Source organism: Streptomyces sp. P3 (assembly GCF_003032475.1).
Taxonomy (GTDB): domain Bacteria; phylum Actinomycetota; class Actinomycetes; order Streptomycetales; family Streptomycetaceae; genus Streptomyces.
Genome location: NZ_CP028369.1, coordinates 3,137,741 through 3,157,806 on the forward strand (window position 1 = coordinate 3,137,741; position 20,066 = coordinate 3,157,806).

Annotated in this window: 20 protein-coding genes; 12 read left to right on the plus strand and 8 right to left on the minus strand. The window is 72.1% G+C overall.

Annotation, left to right across the window (positions count from 1 at the left end):
* Positions 1–128: 128 nt before the first annotated feature.
* On the plus strand, positions 129–779 hold the full coding sequence (locus C6376_RS14025; RefSeq protein WP_107443724.1) for an IclR family transcriptional regulator: 651 nt from the start codon (positions 129–131) through the stop codon (positions 777–779).
* Positions 780–1,094: 315 nt separating this feature from the next.
* On the plus strand, positions 1,095–1,886 hold the full coding sequence (locus C6376_RS14030) for a S16 family serine protease (RefSeq protein WP_107443725.1): 792 nt from the start codon (positions 1,095–1,097) through the stop codon (positions 1,884–1,886).
* Between the two features lie 38 nt (positions 1,887–1,924).
* Here C6376_RS14030 and C6376_RS14035 read toward each other — a convergent pair whose 3' ends face one another.
* Entirely contained in the window at positions 1,925–2,446 is a 522-nt protein-coding gene (locus C6376_RS14035) for an Lrp/AsnC family transcriptional regulator (RefSeq protein ID WP_107448954.1), read from the minus strand.
* A 126-nt stretch (positions 2,447–2,572) separates the two neighbouring features.
* Here C6376_RS14035 and hppD point away from each other — a divergent pair, with 126 nt between their 5' ends.
* The gene (gene hppD / locus C6376_RS14040; protein ID WP_107443726.1) at positions 2,573–3,718 is read left to right on the plus strand and encodes a 4-hydroxyphenylpyruvate dioxygenase; all 1,146 of its coding nucleotides are present in this window, start codon (positions 2,573–2,575) and stop codon (positions 3,716–3,718) included.
* Between the two features lie 129 nt (positions 3,719–3,847).
* Here the strand turns inward: hppD and C6376_RS14045 are convergent, their stop codons facing one another.
* Entirely contained in the window at positions 3,848–5,395 is a 1,548-nt protein-coding gene (locus tag C6376_RS14045; protein WP_107443727.1) for a tetratricopeptide repeat protein, read from the minus strand.
* A gap of 98 nt (positions 5,396–5,493) precedes the next feature.
* Here C6376_RS14045 and C6376_RS14050 point away from each other — a divergent pair, with 98 nt between their 5' ends.
* Positions 5,494–6,921, plus strand: coding sequence for an FAD-binding oxidoreductase (locus C6376_RS14050; RefSeq protein ID WP_107448955.1), 1,428 nt, complete (start codon positions 5,494–5,496; stop codon positions 6,919–6,921).
* Between the two features lie 45 nt (positions 6,922–6,966).
* On the opposite strand, the gene C6376_RS14055 is transcribed toward C6376_RS14050, so the two are convergent.
* Positions 6,967–7,443, minus strand: a complete 477-nt coding sequence (locus tag C6376_RS14055) for an SsgA family sporulation/cell division regulator (protein ID WP_107443728.1) — start codon at positions 7,441–7,443, stop codon at positions 6,967–6,969.
* Positions 7,444–7,782: 339 nt separating this feature from the next.
* On the opposite strand from C6376_RS14055, the gene C6376_RS14060 reads away from it, so the two are divergent.
* Complete coding sequence (locus C6376_RS14060; protein ID WP_107443729.1) at positions 7,783–9,390, plus strand: RDD family protein; 1,608 nt, start codon at positions 7,783–7,785, stop codon at positions 9,388–9,390.
* 78 nt (positions 9,391–9,468) lie between these two features.
* Positions 9,469–10,170: an RDD family protein gene (locus C6376_RS14065; protein WP_107443730.1), complete on the plus strand. Its 702-nt coding sequence runs from the start codon at positions 9,469–9,471 to the stop codon at positions 10,168–10,170.
* Positions 10,171–10,330: 160 nt separating this feature from the next.
* On the opposite strand, the gene C6376_RS14070 is transcribed toward C6376_RS14065, so the two are convergent.
* Positions 10,331–10,666, minus strand: coding sequence for a hypothetical protein (locus C6376_RS14070; RefSeq protein WP_107443731.1), 336 nt, complete (start codon positions 10,664–10,666; stop codon positions 10,331–10,333).
* A 363-nt stretch (positions 10,667–11,029) separates the two neighbouring features.
* On the opposite strand from C6376_RS14070, the gene C6376_RS14075 reads away from it, so the two are divergent.
* Both C6376_RS14075 and C6376_RS14080 read left to right on the plus strand, forming a co-directional pair.
* The gene (locus C6376_RS14075) at positions 11,030–13,381 is read left to right on the plus strand and encodes an immune inhibitor A domain-containing protein (RefSeq protein ID WP_107443732.1); all 2,352 of its coding nucleotides are present in this window, start codon (positions 11,030–11,032) and stop codon (positions 13,379–13,381) included.
* Between the two features lie 190 nt (positions 13,382–13,571).
* Positions 13,572–13,928, plus strand: coding sequence for a hypothetical protein (locus C6376_RS14080; protein ID WP_107443733.1), 357 nt, complete (start codon positions 13,572–13,574; stop codon positions 13,926–13,928).
* Between the two features lie 28 nt (positions 13,929–13,956).
* On the opposite strand, the gene C6376_RS14085 is transcribed toward C6376_RS14080, so the two are convergent.
* From C6376_RS14085 to clpS, 4 genes are all read right to left on the minus strand, one after another.
* A complete protein-coding gene (locus tag C6376_RS14085; protein ID WP_107443734.1) occupies positions 13,957–14,379 on the minus strand; it encodes a Mov34/MPN/PAD-1 family protein in 423 nt (140 codons plus the stop codon).
* A gap of 144 nt (positions 14,380–14,523) precedes the next feature.
* A complete protein-coding gene (locus C6376_RS14090) occupies positions 14,524–15,957 on the minus strand; it encodes an amino acid permease (RefSeq protein ID WP_107443735.1) in 1,434 nt (477 codons plus the stop codon).
* Between the two features lie 335 nt (positions 15,958–16,292).
* The gene (locus tag C6376_RS14095) at positions 16,293–16,901 is read right to left on the minus strand and encodes a DUF2017 domain-containing protein (protein WP_107443736.1); all 609 of its coding nucleotides are present in this window, start codon (positions 16,899–16,901) and stop codon (positions 16,293–16,295) included.
* 11 nt (positions 16,902–16,912) lie between these two features.
* Positions 16,913–17,230: an ATP-dependent Clp protease adapter ClpS gene (gene clpS / locus C6376_RS14100; RefSeq protein WP_057574446.1), complete on the minus strand. Its 318-nt coding sequence runs from the start codon at positions 17,228–17,230 to the stop codon at positions 16,913–16,915.
* A 56-nt stretch (positions 17,231–17,286) separates the two neighbouring features.
* Between clpS and C6376_RS14105 the strand changes: the two genes are divergently transcribed.
* The 4 genes from C6376_RS14105 (at position 17,287) to C6376_RS14120 (ending at position 20,055) form a co-directional block, all read left to right on the plus strand.
* On the plus strand, positions 17,287–18,633 hold the full coding sequence (locus tag C6376_RS14105; RefSeq protein ID WP_107443737.1) for a nicotinate phosphoribosyltransferase: 1,347 nt from the start codon (positions 17,287–17,289) through the stop codon (positions 18,631–18,633).
* A 205-nt stretch (positions 18,634–18,838) separates the two neighbouring features.
* Positions 18,839–19,423: an isochorismatase family protein gene (locus tag C6376_RS14110; RefSeq protein ID WP_107443738.1), complete on the plus strand. Its 585-nt coding sequence runs from the start codon at positions 18,839–18,841 to the stop codon at positions 19,421–19,423.
* Positions 19,424–19,591: 168 nt separating this feature from the next.
* Positions 19,592–19,687 carry a winged helix-turn-helix domain-containing protein gene (locus C6376_RS44705; protein ID WP_216825713.1) on the plus strand — a complete coding sequence of 32 codons (96 nt, stop codon included), beginning with the start codon at positions 19,592–19,594 and terminating at the stop codon, positions 19,685–19,687.
* Positions 19,688–19,776: 89 nt separating this feature from the next.
* Positions 19,777–20,055 (plus strand): MoaD/ThiS family protein, encoded by a 279-nt coding sequence (locus C6376_RS14120; RefSeq protein ID WP_107443740.1) that lies wholly within the window; start codon positions 19,777–19,779, stop codon positions 20,053–20,055.
* The last annotated feature ends 11 nt before the right edge of the window (positions 20,056–20,066 follow it).

Here is a 20,066-nt window from a genome sequence, read left to right on the forward strand (position 1 = left end):
GCGACCGGGCCCGGACACGCCGGGCCCGTCTGTCGATCGGCTGCCTCTGTGGCGCGTCACTGACGGGACTCGGTGACGCCCCCGCCGCGATGGAGGCAGCCGACCTCACCACTTAAGGAGTGGGCGTCGTGACCGCGGAGACCTCTCAGACGCTCGACCGGGGACTGAAAGTCCTCAAGCTGCTGGCCGACACCGACCACGGACTGACCGTCACCGAGCTTTCCAACAAACTGGGCGTCAACCGGACCGTTGTGTACCGGTTGCTCGCCACGCTGGAGCAGCACGCGCTCGTACGGCGTGACCTGGGCGGACGAGCCCGGGTCGGCCTCGGGGTGCTGCGCCTCGGCCGCCAGGTGCATCCGCTGGTACGGGAGGCCGCGCTGCCCGCGCTGCGCTCGCTCGCCGAGGACATAGGCGCGACCGCGCATCTGACGCTGGTGGACGGGACGGAGGCGCTCGCCGTCGCCGTCGTCGAGCCGAGCTGGACGGACTACCACGTGGCCTACCGGGCCGGGTTCCGGCATCCGCTGGACCGTGGGGCGGCCGGCCGGGCGATCCTCTCCGCCCGGCAGAAGACGTCGCGTCACGCGGACGAGCCCGGCTACACGCTGACGCACGGGGAGCTGGAGGCGGGCGCGAGCGGCGCGGCCGCACCGCTGCTGGGTGTGACCGGCGTCGAGGGCAGCGTGGGCGTGGTGATGCTGGCCGACGCCGTGCCGGAGCGGGTCGGCCCGCGCGTCGTGGACGCGGCACGCGAAGTGGCGGAGGCGCTGCGCTGACCGCGGCCGCACGCGCGACCCGCGCGCCGCTCTGGTCCGACCGCGCCGCCCAGGCCGAGGTCGCGCCGCCCAGGTCCCGGGTCGCGGTGACGCACGATTCGGGCCGCGGTGACCGCGTGCGGTCCTGCCGCCCGGGTGCGGTCGCGGTGACCCCGTGCGGCCCGTGCAGCCCACCCTCGGCCCGCACGGCCCGCCGGTGACCGCGTGCGGTTTGCGGCCTGCGGCCTGCGGACGTGAGTGCCTGTGGGCGGGTGGCTCGAGTGTGGGCGCCGTCCAGCCGCGAGCCGCGGCACCACGTCACGTTAGATTGACTCCGTGCTCTCTCGCCTCTCACGCCCCCGGGCTCTCGCCGTCTGCGCCCTGCCCCTCGTGGTGCTGCTCGCCACGGCCGCGTTCGCGCCGCTGCCGTTCTCGGTGGCGCAGCCGGGGATGACGGCGAACGTCCTCGGCGACAACAAGGGCACGCCGGTGATCACGATCTCCGGCGCGCCCGTGCGGGACACCAGCGGGCAGCTGCGCATGACGACGATCGAGGCGACCGGACCCGACGCGCGCGTCACGCTCGGTGACGTCCTCGACGGCTGGTTCCGCACCGACCAGGCGATCATGCCGCACGACGCGGTGTACCCCAGCGGTGAGAGCACCAAGGAGATCGAGCGGCACAACACCGAGCAGATGGAGGACTCCCAGGACGCGGCGACCCAGGCGGCGCTGGCGTATCTGAAGCTGGGCGAGGACGACGTGAAGGTCACGCTGAAACTGGCCGACGTGGGCGGACCCAGCGCCGGGCTGCTGTTCTCGCTCGGCATCGTCGACAAGCTCGACGGCGACGGCGCCGGCGGTGACCTCACGGGTGGCCGCACGATCGCCGGCACGGGCACCATCGACGCCGGCGGCAAGGTCGGCGCGGTCGGCGGGGTGGCCCTGAAGACGCAGGCCGCCCGGCGGGACGGCGCGACCGTGTTCCTCGTCCCGAAGGACGAGTGCTCCGACGCGAAGTCCGAGCTGCCGAAGGGGCTGCGGCTGGTCCCGGTCACCACGCTCAAGGGCGCGGTGAGCGCGCTGGTCGCCCTGGAGAAGGGCAAGGGCGCGGTCCCCAGCTGCTGAGCGGCGGCACCTGACCGACCCCTGGAAGGCCGTCCGCCTCACCGCCCCCGGTCGGCCGCGTCCTCTCCGGGCCGTCCCGGCGACTGCTCAGCCGCCTGCTCCGCCGCCTGCTCCACGAGCGGGATGACCCGCAGCGGGACGGGGTTCTCCATCACGATCGCGGTGGAGGCCCGGACGATGCCGTCGAGGCCGACGACCCGGTCGATCACCCGCTGGAGATCCGCGTTGGAGCGGGCCACCAGCCGGCACAGCATGTCCCCGCTGCCGGTGGTGGTGTGCAGCTCCAGCACCTCCGGCACGGACCCCAGGTGCGCCCGCACGTCGGCCCCCTGGCCCTGCCGGATCTGCAGCGTGGCGAACGCGGTGACCGGGTAGCCGAGGGCCGCCGGATCGACGTCGGGGCCGAACCCCCGGATGACCCCGTTCGACTGCAGCCGGTCGAGCCGCGCCTGCACGGTCCCGCGGGCCACGCCCAGCCGCCGGGACATCTCCAGCACCCCCAGACGCGGCTCCCGTGCCAGCAGCACGATGATCCGGCCGTCCAGACGATCGATCCCCATGCCGTCCGCCTCCACGATGGTCACCCTGTACAGAAAGCCCGCCGAAACCGCCGAGCGGCTGCACAGACTGCCCAGGCGATATGCGAACTATTGCGCACCTTGCAGGGTGGGCGCGAGGCTTTCGTCATGACGCAGACCACACACCTCACTCCCGACACCGCGCGGCAGGCAGACCCCTTCCCGGTCAAGGGAATGGACGCGGTCGTCTTCGCCGTGGGCAACGCCAAACAGGCGGCGCACTACTACTCCACCGCCTTCGGCATGAAACTGGTCGCCTACTCCGGACCGGAGACCGGCAGCCGCGAGACCGCCTCGTACGTGCTCACCAACGGCTCGGCCCGCTTCGTCCTCACGTCCGTCATCAAGCCCGCCACCACCTGGGGCCACTTCCTGGACCGTCATGTGGCCGAGCACGGCGACGGCGTCGTCGACCTCGCCATCGAGGTACCGGACGCCCGGGCCGCCTACGCGTACGCGATCGAGCACGGCGCGCGCTCCGTCGCCGAGCCCTACGAGCTCAAGGACGAGCACGGCACGGTCGTCCTCGCCGCGATCGCCACCTACGGCGAGACCCGGCACACCCTCGTCGACCGCTCCGGCTACGACGGCCCCTACCTTCCTGGCTACGTCGGCGCCGACCCGATCGTCGAGCCCCCCGCCCAGCGCACCTTCCAGGCCGTCGACCACTGCGTCGGCAACGTCGAGCTCGGCCGGATGAACGAGTGGGTCGGCTTCTACAACACGGTCATGGGCTTCACGAACATGAAGGAGTTCGTGGGCGACGACATCGCCACCGAGTACAGCGCGCTGATGTCGAAGGTGGTGGCCGACGGCACGCTCAAGGTCAAGTTCCCGATCAACGAGCCCGCCGTCGCCAAGAAGAAGTCCCAGATCGACGAGTACCTCGAGTTCTACGGCGGCGCCGGCGTCCAGCACATCGCGCTCAACACCAACGACATCGTGCAGACGGTCCGCACGATGCGGGCGGCCGGGGTGCAGTTCCTCGACACCCCCGACTCCTACTACGACACCCTCGGCGAGTGGGTCGGCGACACCCGCGTCCCCGTCGACACCCTGCGCGAGCTGAAGATCCTCGCCGACCGCGACGAGGACGGCTACCTGCTGCAGATCTTCACCAAGCCGGTCCAGGACAAGCCGACCGTCTTCTTCGAGATCATCGAACGCCACGGCTCGATGGGCTTCGGCAAGGGCAACTTCAAGGCCCTCTTCGAGGCGATCGAGCGGGAGCAGGACAAGCGCGGCAACCTGTGACCGACGGGGTGCCGGGCCGCCGGACCGCCGAAGACCACGGCAGCGGCACCCCGTGACCGGCAGACCGCGCCGCGCCGCCGACCGGACCCGGTTCGGTCGGCGGCGCGGGCGGTGCGGTGACAGGCGGCACTAGCCGGGCAGTTCGGCCGGGGGCGGCTCCTCGCCGAGGCCGGCGAGGGCGGCCCGGGCCGCCGGGCCGAACAAGGGGGAGAAATAGGGGTTGATCCGCAACGCCTCCTGGAGGTGCCGCCGCGCCGGGCCGTCCTTCCCCGACCCCCGCTCGATCACCGCGAGGTGGTGGAGGTACGGCGCGCTGTACACCGCGCCCCCGTGCACCCGGTCGGTGGCGATCGAGGCGAACCTCAGCGCCTCCTCGTCGTTCCCGGCCCGGTGCAGCGCCCAGCCCAGCGCGTCCGCGACGGCGACGCCCGGCTGGCGCCGCCACTCGGCCCGCAGCCGCCGTACCGCCGACGCCGGGTCCCCGTGGTCCGCCTCGAACCGGCCGAGCGTCAGCTGCCCGTCCACGCCACCGGCCGACTCCTGCCGGACCAGCGTCCGCAACCGGTCGTACTGCACCCGCGCCGCCCGGGCCCGACCCAGTGACTCGTACAGCTCGCCCAGCTCCAGCGCGTACTGCGGCAGCGGCTGCCGTTCCAGTGCCACCCGGTAGGCGCTCAGCGCCTCCGTCGTCCGCCCCAGTGCCGCCAGCGCCCTGCCCTGCCCGGCCTGCGCGGCCCGCTGGTCCGGGTCGAGCCGGACCGCCTCCTGGAAGTGCCGCAGCGCGTCCTCCCGCTCACCGCGCTCCCAGGCGAGCTGCCCGGCCCGCTCCAGCCACGCCGCCTGCTCGGCGGGGGAGACGGCGCCGGCCGCCGCGTCGGCCAGCGCGGCCTGCGCGTCCTCCCGCCGGCCCCGGTCCCAGTAGACGCCCGCCGCCCGACCCCGCACGGCGGGACCGGAGTGCAACGCCGTCAGCGCGTCCAGTGCCCGCAGCGCCGCCTTGTAGTCCCCCATCCCGGTGTACGCGTCGATGAGCTGCGGATACGTCGTCCAGCGCTTGGGCGCCGCCTTGCGCGCGGCCTCACCCCAGCGCAGTGCGGCGGGGAAGTCCCGGCGGGCGTTGGCCAGCGCGGCCAGACCGCAGAGGGCGTCCGCGTTGCCCCGGGGGCGGGCCTTCAGCGAGTCCCGCAGCGCCCGCTCGGCCTTCGGATACAGGACGGCGACCTCGGCGGTGCGCCGGCCCTGCTCGAGGTACGCCGTGCCGAGCACCGCCCAGGACCGCGCGTCCTGGGGACGCTCCCGTACCGCCCGCTCCCGCTCCTCGACCAGCGCCGCCAGATCGGACAGCGCGGCCGCCACCCCCGCCCGCACCGCCGAGCCCGCCCGCGCCCCCGGAGCCGCCGCCGGCGCGCCGCGTTCCGCCGGCCCCTCGCCGGGCAGGCACACCAGCACCCCGCCGCCCAGCACCAGACACCCCACGAGCGAGCCGACGACCAGACGCCGCCGCCGACGCGCCCGGACGGCTTCCCCCGGAACCTCCCCGGCGGCCTCCCCGGCGGCTTCGTCGGAGGCCTCTGCGACGGGCCCTCCGGCGGCTGCCGCGACGGCCCCGGCGACGGCCTCCGCAGGAGTCCCGTCGGGGGCGGTGCGCTCTTCGGCGGCGCGCTCCTCGTTCTCCATGGCGCTCACTGTGCGTCAGTACGACGACCGTGCGACGTCAGCCGGAGGGTCCCCGGACGGGGGTTCACACCGATGGCCCCCGGTGCGAACCTTTGATCATGAGCCGTTGGGAAGCACCACCCGAAGACGTCACCCCGGCGACGCACGTCACCGCGGCGACCGACGTCCTGCTCGGCCGGCTGCGCGCCGGCCTGCCCGCCGGGTCCGTCCTCACCGACCCGGACGTCACGGCCTCCTACGCCAACGACATGGCCGGCTTCTGCCCGGCAGGCGTCCCGGCCGTGGTCGTGCTGGCGCGCACCGTCGAGGAGGTGCAGCACGTCCTGCGCACGGCGAGCGAGCTGCGCGTCCCGGTCGTCCCGCAGGGCGCCCGCACCGGCCTGTCCGGGGGCGCCAACGCCTCCGACGGCTGCATCGTCCTCTCCCTGACCGGGATGGACCGCATCCTCGAGATCAACCCGGTCGACCGGATCGCCGTCGTCGAACCCGGCGTCGTCAACGCGGCCCTCTCGCGTGCCGTGGGCGAGCACGGCCTGTACTACCCGCCCGACCCGTCCAGCTGGGAGACGTGCACGATCGGCGGCAACATCGGCACCGCCTCGGGCGGTCTGTGCTGCGTGAAGTACGGGGTGACGGCCGAGTACGTCCTCGGACTCGACGTGGTGCTCGCCGACGGGCGGCTGATGTCCACCGGCCGCCGCACCGCGAAGGGCGTCGCCGGGTACGACCTCACGCGCCTGTTCGTCGGCTCCGAGGGCTCGCTGGGCGTCGTCGTGCGGGCCGTCCTGGCGCTGAGGCCACGACCGCCGCAGCAGTTGGTGCTGGCGGCCGAGTTCGCCTCCGGCGCCGCGGCCTGCGACGCGGTGTGCCGGATCATGGTGGGCGGGCACGTGCCGTCCCTCCTCGAGCTGATGGACCGCACGACCGTCCGGGCCGTCAACGCGCTGACCCGCATGGGCCTGCCGGAGACCACCGAGGCCCTGCTGCTCGCGGCCTTCGACACCCCCGACCCGGCCGCCGACCTCGCCGCCGTCGGCGCGCTGTGCGAGACGGCCGGCGCCGTCCGGGTGGTCCCCGCCGACGACGCCGCCGAGTCCGAACTCCTGCTCCAGGCAAGGCGGTCCTCGCTCGTCGCACTGGAGGCCGTCAAGGGCACGACGATGATCGACGACGTGTGCGTGCCGCGCTCCAGACTCGGCGAGATGATCGAGGGCGTCGAACGCATCGCGCGCCGACACGGGCTGACCATCGGGGTCGTCGCCCACGCCGGAGACGGCAACACCCACCCCACGGTCTGCTTCGACGCGGCGGACCTCGACGAGTGCCGGCGCGCCCGCGCGTCCTTCGACGAGATCATGGGCCTCGGCCTGGAACTCGGCGGCACCATCACCGGCGAGCACGGTGTCGGCCTGCTCAAGAAGGAGTGGCTGGCCCGCGAGATCGGGCCGGTGGGCGTCGAGATGCAGCGCGCCGTCAAAGCGGCCTTCGACCCGCTGGGCATCCTCAACCCGGGCAAGCTGTTCTGAGACCGGGCACGCAGTTCCGGGCACCCCGGCTCCCGCCCCGGCGGCTCACTCACCGTCCCGGGACTCGTCCGACGGCCACGGGTCGCTCAGCCACAGGTCGTCCGCGGGCGTCGGGGCGAGCAGCTCGGCCAGCCCGTCGTCGATGCCGAGCCGGTCGCCCTCGGCGCCCGGGGGCACCACCCGCAGCGTCCGCTCCAGCCAGGCCGAGACCTGGGCCGCCGGCGCCTCCAGCAGGGCGTCGCCGTCGGGCGAGCTCAGCGCCATCAGCACCACGCTGCGCCCCTCCGACTTGGTCGGCCACACGCGTACGTCCCCGTAGCCGCACGGCCGGAACACGCCCTCCACCAGCAGCTCGCGGGCGAACGTCCAGCCCACCGGCTGCGCGGAGTTGATGTGGAAGGTCACGTGTACCGCGAACGGGTCGTCGCTGCGGTAGCCGAGCCGGGCCGGCACCGGGACGGCACGCTCCGGCGACAGGATCAGTCTGAGTTCCAGCTCGCGCTCCACCACGGTGTGCTGCATGTCGTTCTCCTCTCGTCGACGGACCCCGTTCGCGGCCCGTGGGCGGGCCCGTGAGTGGGCTCGTACGAGTGGAGAGGGGACAGCGCCGCAACCATTACGCGGATCTGCGGAAATTTTTTCTGCGGACTTTTCCGCACCCCCCGTACCGCACCGGCCCGCACCGCACCGGCCCGCACCGCGACCCTCCGAGTCCCCCGCGGACGGTTCCGAACGTGTGAAGAGCGTGCACGGGGTTGCCCGGAAAGGGGCGGGTAAGGCAGGACTGGCGGTGGGGCTTGCGTCCGTCTGATAGATGTGGAGCCCCCCATCCCACCCCCGAGCAGATACGGGACGACGGACATGAGCGCCCCAACCCCGGCACCCGGCGACGACAGGCCCCGCGAGGGGTACTACCCGGACCCGTCCATCCCTGGATACGTCCGGTACTGGAACGGTTCCGCCTGGGTACCGGGCACCAGCCGGCCGGCGCCCACCGGCGGCCGCCCGCTCACGGCTCCGTCCGACGCGTCCGCGGCCCTCGTGGAGGAGACCGGCCCGCACTTCTTCGACGAGGACCCCGCACCGGCCGGTCCCGCACCGGCGAACCCGTACGGCGGCCACCCGGAGCCCGCCCCCGCGTGGGGCGCCGACCGCTCGCACCAGTCCGGCTTCGGCGGCGACCAGGACCGACGGGTCTCCTGGGGCGCCCCGCCGGCCGCCGACCCGAGGGTACCCTCGCCCGCCCAGGTCCAGCCCGAGGGCGTCTCGACGAGCACCGACGGCACGACGACGATCCCGCCCGCGGAGCCGGAGTCCGGCGCGGGCGCCGGGGAGGTGGTCTCCGGGGGCACGTTCGTCTTCCGCCGGCCTGCCGCGGGCGGCGGGGCAGCGGGGCCGGCCGCGGCACCGGCCGGCCCGGCCCCCTCCGCTCCCGTCGGCCACACCCCGGACCAGGGCACGGTCACCTTCCGCCCGCCGGCCCCGCGCACGGGCGGGCCCGACGGGCACCACCCGCCCGGCCTCCAGGGCCCGACGACCGCACCCGCAGCCGGCGCGGCCCCCGCGTCCCCCGGATTCGGAGCCGGCAAGGCGGCGGCCGACCGGGCGTCGTCCGCACCGGGACCGGGCGTCCGGGCTCCGCAGGGACCCGCGCAGATCCCGTCCCCGCAGAGCCCCGCGCAGGCCGCGGCGACGCCCGCCCCGCAGGGCCCCGGGTTCCCGCCCGCACCCTCCGCGGCGCGGCCCGCCCCCGCGCCGCCGTCGGCCCCGTCAGCACCTCAGCCGCCCGCTCCGGGCGTGCCCCACCAGCCCGCAGGCCCGGGCGCCGGCGCCGTGCCTCCCGCCCTGATGGCCGCGGGGTCCGGGGGCGGCCAGCCCTCCTGGGCGCAGCAGGTGCACCGGCTCACCGGCGCCGAGGACGGACCCGTCGCGCCCTGGAAGCCGCCGGTCGACGACATCTTCCAGGCGGCCGCCCGGCGTCAGGCCGAGGCCCGGCCCGCGGGCCTGGGCAAGCGGCTGGCCGCCCGTCTCGTGGACACGCTCGTCCTCGCGGCCGTCACCGCGGGCGCCGCCCTGCCGCTCGGTGTGCGGGCCCTCGACCACGTCGACGAGAAGATCGACGCGGCCAAGCTGAGCGGAGAGACCGTCACCGTCTGGCTGCTGGACGGCACGACGTCGGTGTACCTGGGGATCGTCCTCGCCGTCCTGCTGGTGTTCGGGATCCTCTACGAGGCGCTGCCGACCGCCAAGTGGGGCCGCACGCTGGGCAAGAAGCTGCTCGGTCTCCAGGTGCGCGACATCGAGGGGGGCGAGCCGCCGTCCTACGGGGCGGCCCTGCGCCGCTGGTTGGTCTACAGCGTGCCCGGGCTGCTCGGCGTCGGCCTGGTGGGCGTCCTGTGGGGCCTGTTCGACAGGCCGTGGCGTCAGTGCTGGCACGACAAGGCGGCGCACACGTTCGTCGCCGGCTGACCGGCGCCCGGCGGACCGGTACCCCGGACGGCCGCTCGCCGGATGCGGAGCCGGGGGGTTCGCGGTCGACTCGGGGGCATGACCAACGAACCGCCTCCCGGCTCCGGCGGCGGCGAGCCGCCGGAGGACGACCCGCTCAGGAAGCGGCCCCCGCGGCAGCCCCCGCACGACCAGGGGCCGCCCCCGTACGGCCAGGGACAGGGCTCGCCGTACGACGCCCCGCGGGACCCGTACTCGGGCGCGTCGGGCGGCGGCGGACCTTACGGCGGTGGACCTTACGGAGGCGGCGGGGACGACCCCTACGGCGGTTACCCGGCGGATCCGCTCGCCGGTATGCCGCCGCTCGCCGACAGCGGCCGGCGCACGCTGGCCCGGATCATCGACATGGTCCTCGTCTTCGTCGTGGTGTCGCTGCTGGCGTGGGCCTTCGGGGTGGCGCAGTACACCGTGGACGCGGACCGGATCGAGTTCGGCAAGACCTTCGGCCGGGAGCTCGTCGCCGCGATCCTGTACGTCGCGTACGACACGGTCCTCACCGCCAGGACGGGGCAGACGCTGGGCAAGAGGTGGCTCGGCATGCGGGTGGCCGACCTCGACAACGGCTCGACGCCCTCCGCGCAGACGTCTTTGGTGCGAGCGCTGGTGCTGTGGGTGCCGTTCGCGTTCTGCTGCGCCTGTCTGTGGACGGCGGTCTGCGGCGGCTGGAGCTACTTCGACAAGCCCTACAAGCAGGGCCTGCACGACAAGGCGGCCAAGACGGTGGTGGTCGGCACCCGTTGAGGCGGGGCGGGCAGAGCACCGGCCGCGGTCCGTGCGACGACGGCGGATCGACGGCCGAGACGGCGGTGCTGCGACGACGAGGCGGCGGTACGACGAGACGGGGTACGACGAAGGGCCCGCGGCCGAAACGCGGGCCCTTCGTCGTACCGTCGTGTGCGGGTCAGGGGGCTGTGGGCTCCCGGACGGGCTCGGGCGCGGAGGCGACCGAGGCCGGGACGGGCAGGGTCACGGACCTGGTCCCGGACGTGTGCGCGGGAACCGCGGCGGGCGCGGGCCGGCTCACGGACCGGGTCGCCGCGGAACGGGCGACGGGTGCTCGCGGGGGCTTCGGCGTCGGCACCGTCATGGCGACGAGTACGCCGAGGGCGACCGCGGCGACCACGACGACGACGATCCCGGGGCCCGAACTGGTCTGTGACAGCAGCAGCATGGCGAGCGTCGAGAAGATGACGGTGCAGGAACCGTACGTGAGCTGTGCGACTGTCGGACGAGGCATGGCAATCGTGTCCTCGGGAGCGGGGGCGGTCTCGACTCTATTCGGCTGCATGCCCGAGCGGAACGAACGGTAAGCGTGACCTAACCCACGGTGCCGGAGCACAGGGGGCGCACGGAGTCATGACGTCCACCAGGTGGACTGCTCGCGCGCCTGTGGGGGCTACGTCAAGTGTCCGTCACGTGTCCGCAATGCGAACGCCGTCTCCTAATAATGCACTTGACCTGTCCAAGTCAAGGTCTGTCTTTTCTTCTAAACCAGTAGTCAAATGGCGTCACTTGACTACACGCGTATAACAGCGCGCGGACTTTCCTTGACAGGAATCCCCCTACCGCGCGGGCTGACGCGTGCGTGGGAGGACATCAAGTGACCAGTAGATCCTGGACGTTCCGCACGGCCGCCACGGTCGTCGCACTCGCGGCGGCCACGGCGACGTTCACGACGTTCGCCGTGGCGCAGGCCGCCGAGAACAACTCGGCGCAGTCCCCGGCGGCGGGCCGGCACGACCCGCAGCCGGCCAAGGCCCGCCAGCACGACTTCGACGGGCCGCTCAGCAAGACGCAGGAGGCGCAGCGCGAGGAGGCGCTCAAGGAGGTCATAGCCGGCCGGACGTCGGTCAAGGACCGCCACGGCTCGAAGGTCGTCCAGCTCAAGAGCAAGAAGGGCGACGGCAAGTACGTCGAACTCGGCCGCGAGAAGACCGACAAGATCTTCACGATCCTCGTCGAGTTCGGCGACCAGGTCGACAGCCGCTACGGCGGCACGCCCGGCCCGCTGCACAACCAGATAGCCAAGCCGGACCGCAAGCAGGACAACTCCACGGCCTGGCAGGCGGACTACGACCAGAAGCACTTCCAGGACCTGTACTTCGGCACCGGCAAGAACGCCGAGTCGCTCAAGAAGTACTACGAGAAGCAGTCCTCGGGCCGCTACTCGGTCGACGGCGAGGTGACCGACTGGGTCAAGGTCCCCTACAACGAGGCCCGCTACGGCTCCAACAAGGCCAACACCGGCGCCTGGTACGCGGTCCAGGACGGCGTCAACGCCTGGGTCGCCGAGCGCGAGGCCGCCGGTGACACGGCCGCCGAGATCAAGGCGGAGCTGGCTCAGTACGACCAGTGGGACCGCTACGACTTCGACGGCGACGGCGACTTCAACGAGCCCGACGGCTACATCGACCACTTCCAGATCGTGCACGCCGGCGAGGACGAGTCCGCGGGCGGCGGCGCCCAGGGCGAGGACGCCATCTGGGCCCACCGCTGGTACGCCTTCGGCACCGACGCCGGCTCCACCGGCCCGGACACCAACAGGCTCGGCGGCACCCAGGTCGGCGACACCGGCATCTGGGTCGGCGACTACACCATCCAGCCGGAGAACGGCGGCCTCGGTGTCTACGCGCACGAGTACGGCCACGACCTCGGCCTGCCGGACGAGTACGACACCTCCGGCGGCGGCGAGAACTCCACCGGCTTCTGGACGCTGATGTCCTCCGGTTCCTGGCTGGGCACCGGCAAGGAGACCATCGGTGACCTGCCCGGCGACATGAACGCCTGGGACAAGCTGCAGCTGGGCTGGCTCGACTACGACGTCGCCACGGCCGGCAAGAAGTCGAACCACACGCTGGGCGTCGCGGAGTACAACACCAAGAACCCGCAGGCCCTCATCGTCCAGCTGCCCGACAAGACGGTCACCACCGAAGTGGTCGCCCCGGCGCAGGGTGCGACGCAGTGGTGGAGCGGCAGCGGCAACGACCTGCGCAACTCCCTGTCCCGCTCGGTCGACCTGACCGGCAAGTCCGCCGCGAGCCTCACCCTCGACGGCTGGTGGGACATCGAGGCCGACTTCGACTACCTCTACACCGAGGTGTCCACCGACGGCGGCGCCAACTGGACGCCGGTCGACGGCAAGCTGGCCGACGGCAGCGCCATCACCCGTGACGGCAGCGGCAAGCCCGCCCTCACCGGCTCGGTCGCGGCCTACCAGAAGCTGACGTACTCGCTGGACGCCTACGCGGGCAAGAAGGTCGACCTGCGCTTCCGTTACCAGAGCGACGGCGGCGTGGCCCTGAAGGGCTTCGCGGCCGACGAGATCACGGTGACCGCGGACGGCGCGACCCTCTTCTCCGACAACGCCGAGTCCCAGGACACCGCCTGGACGGCGAACGGCTTCTCCCGCATCGGCGCGTCCATCACGGACGACTACCCGCAGTACTACATCGCCGAGAACCGCCAGTACACGTCGTACGACAAGACCCTCAAGGTCGGCCCGTACAACTTCGGCTTCTCGACGACCCGTCCGTCCTGGGTCGAGCACTACCCGTACCAGAACGGCCTGCTGATCTGGAAGTGGGACACCTCGCAGGCGGACGACAACACCAGCCAGCACAACGGCACGGGCCTGATCCTGCCCGTCGACGCGCACCCGACGCCGATGAAGTGGGCCGACGGCACGTACATGAACAGCCGGATCCAGTCCTTCGACTCGACCTTCGGCCGCGCCGCGACCGACGCGTTCACGCTGCACAAGGCGGGCGTCGCGACCAAGGTCAAGTCGCGCATCGGCATCCCGGTCTTCGACGACGGCACGTCCACGTACTGGGACCCGAAGACCCCGCTCGCGGGCGTGAAGGTCACTGACACCAACACCCGCATCAAGATCGTCAAGGAGCCGGCGGACGGCTCGACGATCAGCCTGCAGGTCGGACCGTCGGCGAAGTAGTCGGCATCTTCGCAGGTCAGAAGCGTATCGGCGGCAACCCCCTGGCGGGTTGCCGCCGATCGTGTTTAGGTGCCTCCTGTGCCTTCCTTATTGACAGCCCCATGGACACCAGCACCGACACGGACTCCGACCCGCACATCGCCGCCTCGAGCGCCGATGCCGATACCGACGCGCACGGGGGTGTGACCGCATGGCCGCAGGAGGCTTCTGCAAGCTGCCCGACGGCATGGTGGTGGTGGCGCTGAACCTGCCCCGCCCCGCGGCCCGGGAGGGCCTCACGGCCCCCTCCACGGGCGTCCGCTTCCTCGTCCACGCACACAACCGCGCACGGGCCCTGACCCGGCTGCGCAACCTGGGTCTGCGGGCGGTCTACCTGCGCGGCAACGCCGCGCCCCCGACCCCCGACGAGATCACGGCCGTCCTGCACCACCCGGACGGCCTGGTCTGGCGCACCACCCCTGACAACGGTGTCCCCGTCGCCGGCGGGCCCGCGGGCCCCCAGCTGTGGCGCCCCGTCCGCGCCCTGCTCGACTCCGTGGCGGCGTAGCGGCCCCGGCCCGCCGCCCCGGGGCGGTTCAGCGCGCCTCCGTCACCCGGACGTCCTCCTCCGTGACCACCCCGTCCACGATGCGGAACGAGCGGAACTGGAACTCGCCGAGGCCGTCGGTGTCGGCGGTGGAGACCAGGACGTAGTGCGCGCCGGGCTCGTTGGCGTAGGAGATGTCGGTGCGGGAGGGGTAGGCCTCGGTCGCGGTGTGGGAGTGGTAGATGATCACCGGCTCCTCGTCGCGGTCGTCCATCTCGCGGTACAGCTTCAGCAGGTCGCCCGAGTCGAACTCGTAGAACGTGGGGGACATGGCCGCGTTCAGCATCGGCACGAAGCGCTCGGGGCGGTCCGTGCCCGCCGGGCCCGCGACCACGCCGCACGCCTCGTCGGGGTGGTCCTTGCGCGCGTGGGCGACGATCCGGTCGTGCAGGTCCTGGGTGATGGTCAGCATGGTCGCCAGGATAAGCAAAGGGGCCGTTCCGTACCGAGGAGTGGTACGGAACGGCCCACATCGCGGACGGCCCGGGCGTCCCGCCGCAGGGGGCGCCACGAGAGCTCCCTGCGGCACGACGCCCGGGCGGAGTCCGGACGTCGGTCAGCCGACCTTCTCGAACTCCGGCTCGCGCCGGGTGGTGACCTGCGGGTTGCGGCTCTTGAGGACCGCCCAGCCGACACCGAGGGCGGCAGCCCAGCCGGCCATCACGTACAGACAGACCCGCGAGTCGGCGTCGTACGCGATCAGGCCGGTGACGAAGAGCAGGAACACGATGGCCACCCAGCTGAACGCCGAGCCGCCCGGGGCCGGGAAGCCGGACGCGGGCAGCCGGCCCGCGACCACCGCACGGCGGTACAGGACGTGGCTGACCAGGATCATCAGCCAGGTCCAGATGCCGGCCGCGGTGGCGACGGAGGTGACGTAGCCGAAGGCCTTCTCCGGGACGACGTAGTTGAGGATCACGCCGATGCCCATGAACAGCACCGAGATCGTGATGCCGAAGGCCGGCGTCTTGGACGAGGACAGCCGGCGGAACACCGCCGGGGCCTCGCCGCTGTCGGCCAGGTTGCGCAGCATGCGGCCGGTCGAGTACATGCCGGAGTTGCAGGAGGACAGCGCGGCCGTCAGCACGACGAAGTTGACGATGCCCGCGCCCGCCGGAATGCCGATCTTCGCGAAGGCCGCGACGAAGGGCGAGACGCCGGGCGCGAACTCGGTCCACTTCACCACGCACAGGATGACGGTGAGCGCGCCGACGTAGAACAGCGCGATCCGCCACGGCAGCGTGTTGATGGCCTTCGGAAGGGTCTTCTCCGGGTTCTCCGACTCGCCGGCCGTGACGCCGACCAGCTCGACCGCGAGGTAGGCGAACATGACGCCCTGCAGGGTCATCAGGGACGAGCCGACGCCCTTGGGGAAGAAGCCGTCGAAGGCCCACAGGTTGGACACCGCGGCCGTGTCGCCGGCCGAGCTGAAGCCGAAGGTGAGGACGCCCAGACCGATGACGATCATGCCGATCAGCGCGGTGACCTTGACCATCGAGAACCAGAACTCGAGCTCTCCGAACACCTTCACGGAGATCAGGTTCACCCCGAAGAGGATCACCAGGAAGGCCAGGGCCGTGACCCACCGGGGAACGGCCGGGAACCAGTAGTTGACGTAGATCGCGGCGGCCGTCAGCTCGGCCATGCCGGTGACGACCCACATCAGCCAGTACGTCCAGCCGGTGAAGTACCCGAAGAACGGGCCGAGGAACTCGCGGGAGTACTCCGCGAACGAGCCCGACACCGGGCGGTAGAGCAGCAGCTCGCCGAGCGCCCGCATGATGAAGAAGACGATCGCGCCGGCGAGGGCGTACATCACGATGAGACTGGGACCGGCCTTGGCGATGTTCGCCCCGGCGCCCAGGAAGAGACCGACGCCGATGGCGCCGCCGATCGCGATCATCTGGACCTGGCGGCTGCCGAGCCCGCGTTCGTACCCCTCTTCGGGAGTGTCAGTGACGGCGGTGTCAGTGACCTTCTCAGAGGACATGTGTGGTGCGCCTTTCTCCATGCCGATCCGGACCTCTGGTCGGCCTCGGATCGGGTTTCGATCCCCCCGGACTGATGGAGCGATGCCTGGCCGGCGATCAACCGGCTCGGTGGCGCACCCGGCGGAACATACGGGTGGTGTTCGCCGGGCGGTCGTGAAGATCTATCACGCCCGAAACATCGATCAGCGGCGGGACGTGTGGCGCACGACACCAGAAGAAGCGGATGAACGTGACACAAAGAGGACACTCCCGGCCGTCGCGGTGACGCGATCGTTATCCGGATTTGAGCGTCCTCTGAGCGAACGGGAAATGTGGAGGAACCGCCGCACAACGGCTACGGCAGCAGGGTCGTCACCAGGGTCTCCTGGAGGCCGCCCAGCCACAGGTACGCCATCACCATCGGCTTGCGGGGGTCCTCGTCCGGCAGCCGGTAGAGAAGGTCGGTGTCCTCCTCGTCGGTGATCTCCAGCCGGGAGCCGATCGCCAGCCGCAGGTCGTTGAGCGCCCGCAGCCACTGCTGGGACTCCTGCGGCGTCAGCTTCAGCACCGTCCCGCCCCCGGCGGCCGCCTCGGAGGCCAGCGTGTCCAGCGAGCGGACCACGGTGAGGGCGTTCTCCCGCTTGCCGGCCCGCAGGTCGTTCTCCGTGTACCGGCGGAACTCGGCGGAGTGCTCCTTCTGCTCGTCCGCCTCCCGCGGGTCCGCAGTGGCCTGCGGGTCGGTGTAGGCGTCCGGGAACAGCCTTCTGAGCACGGGATCGGCGGGCGGCTCGCTCGGCCCCTCGGCGAAGAGCTCGGCGAGCGGGTCGTCGGGGGCGTCCTCGGCGGGGCCCGGGCCGATCAGCTCCAGGAGCTGCACGGCCAGCGACCGGATGATGGAGATCTCGACGTCGTCGAGCGCGACGGCCGCGCCGCCGCCGGGGAGCGGTTCGAAGTGTCCAGGCATATGAGGGGAGGCTACTTCCGGTCCTGCTGGAGGGTGGCCCACAGGCCGTACCCGTGCATGGCCTGCACGTCGCGTTCCATCTCCTCGCGGGAACCGCTGGAGACGACCGCCCGGCCCTTGTGGTGGACGTCGAGCATGAGCTTGGTGGCCTTGTCCTTGGAGTAGCCGAAGTACGCCTGGAAGACGTACGTCACGTAGCTCATGAGGTTGACCGGGTCGTTGTGGACGATCGTGACCCAGGGGACGTCCGGCTCGGGTACGGCGAAGACCTCCTCCGCCGACTCGGTGCGTTCGATCTCAAGGGGAGCGGGTGACGTCACAAGGCCCATGCTGCCACGCCACACCAAAATCGTCACACCGACGAAAAGGGGGTAGCATCCTCGTCATGAACACAGCGGACCTTGGGCTGCCGGTGCGAGTCCCGTCGACGGCGCTCTTCACGGACCAGTACGAGCTGACGATGCTGCAGGCCGCGTTGAAGGCGGGCACCGCCGAACGACGCAGCGTGTTCGAGGTCTTCACCCGCCGGCTGCCTGACGGCCGGCGCTACGGCGTCGTCGCCGGTACCGGCCGGGTCCTGGACGCGGTGGAGAACTTCCGCTTCGACCCCGACCTCCTCGGCTTCCTGCGCGAACGCGCCATCGTCGACGAGGCCACCCTCGACTGGCTCGCCGGATACCGCTTCTCGGGTGACATCAGCGGCTACCCCGAGGGCGAGGTCTACTTCCCCGGCTCGCCGATCATGCGCGTCGAGGGCTCCTTCGCCGAATGCGTCCTCCTCGAGACCGTCATCCTCTCCATCCTCAACCACGACTCCGCGATCGCCGCCGCGGCCTCCCGCATGTCCTCCGCCGCCGGCGAACGCCCCCTCATCGAGATGGGCGCCCGCCGCACCCACGAACTCGCCGCGGTCGCCGCCGCCCGCGCCGCCTACGTCGGCGGCTTCACCACCACCTCCGACCTCGCCGCAGGCTTCCGCTACGGCATCCCCACCGTCGGCACCAGCGCCCACGCCTTCACCCTGCTGCACGACACCGAGCGGGACGCCTTCCGGGCGCAGATCGACTCCCTCGGCCGGGGCACCACCCTCCTCGTGGACACCTACGACGTCGCCGAAGCCGTCCGCACCGCCGTCGAGGTCGCAGGCCCCGAGCTCGGCGCCGTCCGCATCGACTCCGGCGACCTCCTCCTCGTCGCCCACCGGGTACGCCAGCAACTCGACGACCTCGGCGCCACCGACACCCGCATCATCGTCACCTCCGACCTCGACGAGTACGCCATCGCCTCCCTCGCCGCGGCCCCCGTGGACGCCTACGGGGTCGGCACCCAGCTCGTCACCGGCTCCGGACACCCCACGGCCTCCATGGTCTACAAACTCGTCGCCCGCGCCGAGTCCGACGACCCGTCCGCGCCGCTCGTCCCGGTGGCGAAGAAGTCGTCCGGCGGCAAGACGTCGGTCGGCGGCCGCAAGTGGGCCGCCCGCCGCCTCGACGCGTACGGCGTCGCCGAGGCCGAGATCGTCGGCACCGGCGACGTCCCCGCCGAGCTGGCCGACCGCCAGCTCCTCGTCGACCTCGTCAGGTCCGGCGAGGTCGTCGCCCGCGAGCCGCTCGACGCCGTCCGCGACCGCCACACGGCCGCCCGCGCCGGCCTCCCCCTGTCCGCCACCCAGCTCTCCCGCGGCGAACCCGTCCTCCCCACGGAGTATCTGCACTGCCCGTCGGGTAACTAGTGCCGTGTCCGCGAAGTGACGTCCTCGGCCCCCGGGGGCCGGGCGGGACTCCGCGGACACGACCTGGACCCCGAGCCCGGCGTGCGGGAGCGCGCCGGGCCCTCGCCCGCCCCCTCCCGTACCGTCGGCAAAGTCTCTAGGCTCAATTACTTCACCCTCCTCCGGCTCGGAAGAACCGGTGGACCCCCACCGAAGGACACCGCCCATGCGCCGCGCCTTGATCGTCGTAGACGTGCAGAACGACTTCTGCGAGGGAGGCAGCCTCGCGGTGGCCGGCGGTGCCGACGTGGCCGCCGCCATCACCGAACTGATCGGCCAGGCCCCCGCCGGATACCGGCACGTCGTGGCCACCCGCGACCACCACATCGCGCCCGGCGGCCACTTCGCCGACAACCCCGACTACGTCCACTCCTGGCCCGCGCACTGCGTCGCCGGCACCGAGGGCGTCGGCTTCCACCCCAACTTCGCCCCGGCCGTCGCCTCCGGCGCCGTCGACGCCGTCTTCTCCAAGGGCGAATACGCGGCCGCCTACAGCGGCTTCGAGGGCACCGACGAGAACGGCGTCAGCCTGGGCGACTGGCTGCGGGACCGGCAGATCGACGAGGTCGACGTGGTCGGCATCGCCACCGACCACTGCGTCCGGGCCACCGCCCTGGACGCAGCCCGCGCGGGCCTGCGCACCCAGGTCCTGCTGTCCCTCACCGCCGGCGTGGCCGAGGACACCACCGACCGCGCCCTGGAGGACATGCGCGCGGCGGGCGTCCACCTGACGGGAAAGCCCGTCGTCTGACCTGCCCGCCGCGCCGGGACACGCCACACGGGGCGAATCCGGCACCCGCCCGGCGGGCCGCCGCACCGCAAAGGCCTCCAACGGCGCGATCCCACGCCCCGGACGCATCCCGTCCACCATATGGGATCACACTCCGGACGCCCGACCGGGAATCGATACGATGAGCCCATGGTTCTGAACGACGTGAGCGACAAGACGCCGGGCGCACTGCTCGTGGCGCGGCTGCACGTCGACCTGTGCAGGCTCGCCAGCGCCATCTGTTGACGCAGGCCCTGCCGCCGTGGGCCGTGAGCCGCGGCGTCCCACACGCACGTATTCGCGCTGCCCACACCTTCCGACAGGAGCCCTCAGCCATGGCCATCGAGGTCCGCATCCCCACCATCCTCCGCCAGTACACCGACGGTCAGAAGGCGGTGGAGGGCAGCGGTGAGACCCTCGCCGACCTGTTCACCGACCTCGAGACCCGGCATGCGGGCATCCACGCCCGCATCGTGGACGAAGGCAAGCTGCGCCGCTTCGTCAACGTGTACCTGAACGACGAGGACGTCCGCTTCGTCGACGGCATCGACACCAAGCTGACCGACGGCGACACCGTGACCATCCTGCCGGCCGTCGCCGGCGGCATGGCCTGATCGGCCGCCGG

Excerpts from the sequence above, each read along its gene's own strand:
- C6376_RS14055 (WP_107443728.1), bottom strand. The coding sequence starts at position 7,443 with ATGCAGCACACCGTGGTGGAGCGCGAGCTGGAACTCAGACTGATCCTG.
- C6376_RS14035 (WP_107448954.1), bottom strand. The coding sequence starts at position 2,446 with ATGGGGATCGATCGTCTGGACGGCCGGATCATCGTGCTGCTGGCACGG.
- clpS (WP_057574446.1), bottom strand. The coding sequence starts at position 17,230 with ATGGGCCTTGTGACGTCACCCGCTCCCCTTGAGATCGAACGCACCGAG.
- C6376_RS14065 (WP_107443730.1), top strand. The coding sequence starts at position 9,469 with ATGACCAACGAACCGCCTCCCGGCTCCGGCGGCGGCGAGCCGCCGGAG.
- C6376_RS14110 (WP_107443738.1), top strand. The coding sequence starts at position 18,839 with ATGCGCCGCGCCTTGATCGTCGTAGACGTGCAGAACGACTTCTGCGAG.
- hppD (WP_107443726.1), top strand. The coding sequence starts at position 2,573 with ATGACGCAGACCACACACCTCACTCCCGACACCGCGCGGCAGGCAGAC.
- C6376_RS14120 (WP_107443740.1), top strand. The coding sequence starts at position 19,777 with ATGGCCATCGAGGTCCGCATCCCCACCATCCTCCGCCAGTACACCGAC.
- C6376_RS14095 (WP_107443736.1), bottom strand. The coding sequence starts at position 16,901 with ATGCCTGGACACTTCGAACCGCTCCCCGGCGGCGGCGCGGCCGTCGCG.
- C6376_RS14085 (WP_107443734.1), bottom strand. The coding sequence starts at position 14,379 with ATGCTGACCATCACCCAGGACCTGCACGACCGGATCGTCGCCCACGCG.
- C6376_RS14090 (WP_107443735.1), bottom strand. The coding sequence starts at position 15,957 with ATGTCCTCTGAGAAGGTCACTGACACCGCCGTCACTGACACTCCCGAA.
- C6376_RS14060 (WP_107443729.1), top strand. The coding sequence starts at position 7,783 with ATGAGCGCCCCAACCCCGGCACCCGGCGACGACAGGCCCCGCGAGGGG.
- C6376_RS14105 (WP_107443737.1), top strand. The coding sequence starts at position 17,287 with ATGAACACAGCGGACCTTGGGCTGCCGGTGCGAGTCCCGTCGACGGCG.
- C6376_RS14080 (WP_107443733.1), top strand. The coding sequence starts at position 13,572 with ATGGCCGCAGGAGGCTTCTGCAAGCTGCCCGACGGCATGGTGGTGGTG.
- C6376_RS14050 (WP_107448955.1), top strand. The coding sequence starts at position 5,494 with ATGAGCCGTTGGGAAGCACCACCCGAAGACGTCACCCCGGCGACGCAC.
- C6376_RS14045 (WP_107443727.1), bottom strand. The coding sequence starts at position 5,395 with ATGGAGAACGAGGAGCGCGCCGCCGAAGAGCGCACCGCCCCCGACGGG.
- C6376_RS44705 (WP_216825713.1), top strand. The coding sequence starts at position 19,592 with ATGGTTCTGAACGACGTGAGCGACAAGACGCCGGGCGCACTGCTCGTG.
- C6376_RS14070 (WP_107443731.1), bottom strand. The coding sequence starts at position 10,666 with ATGCCTCGTCCGACAGTCGCACAGCTCACGTACGGTTCCTGCACCGTC.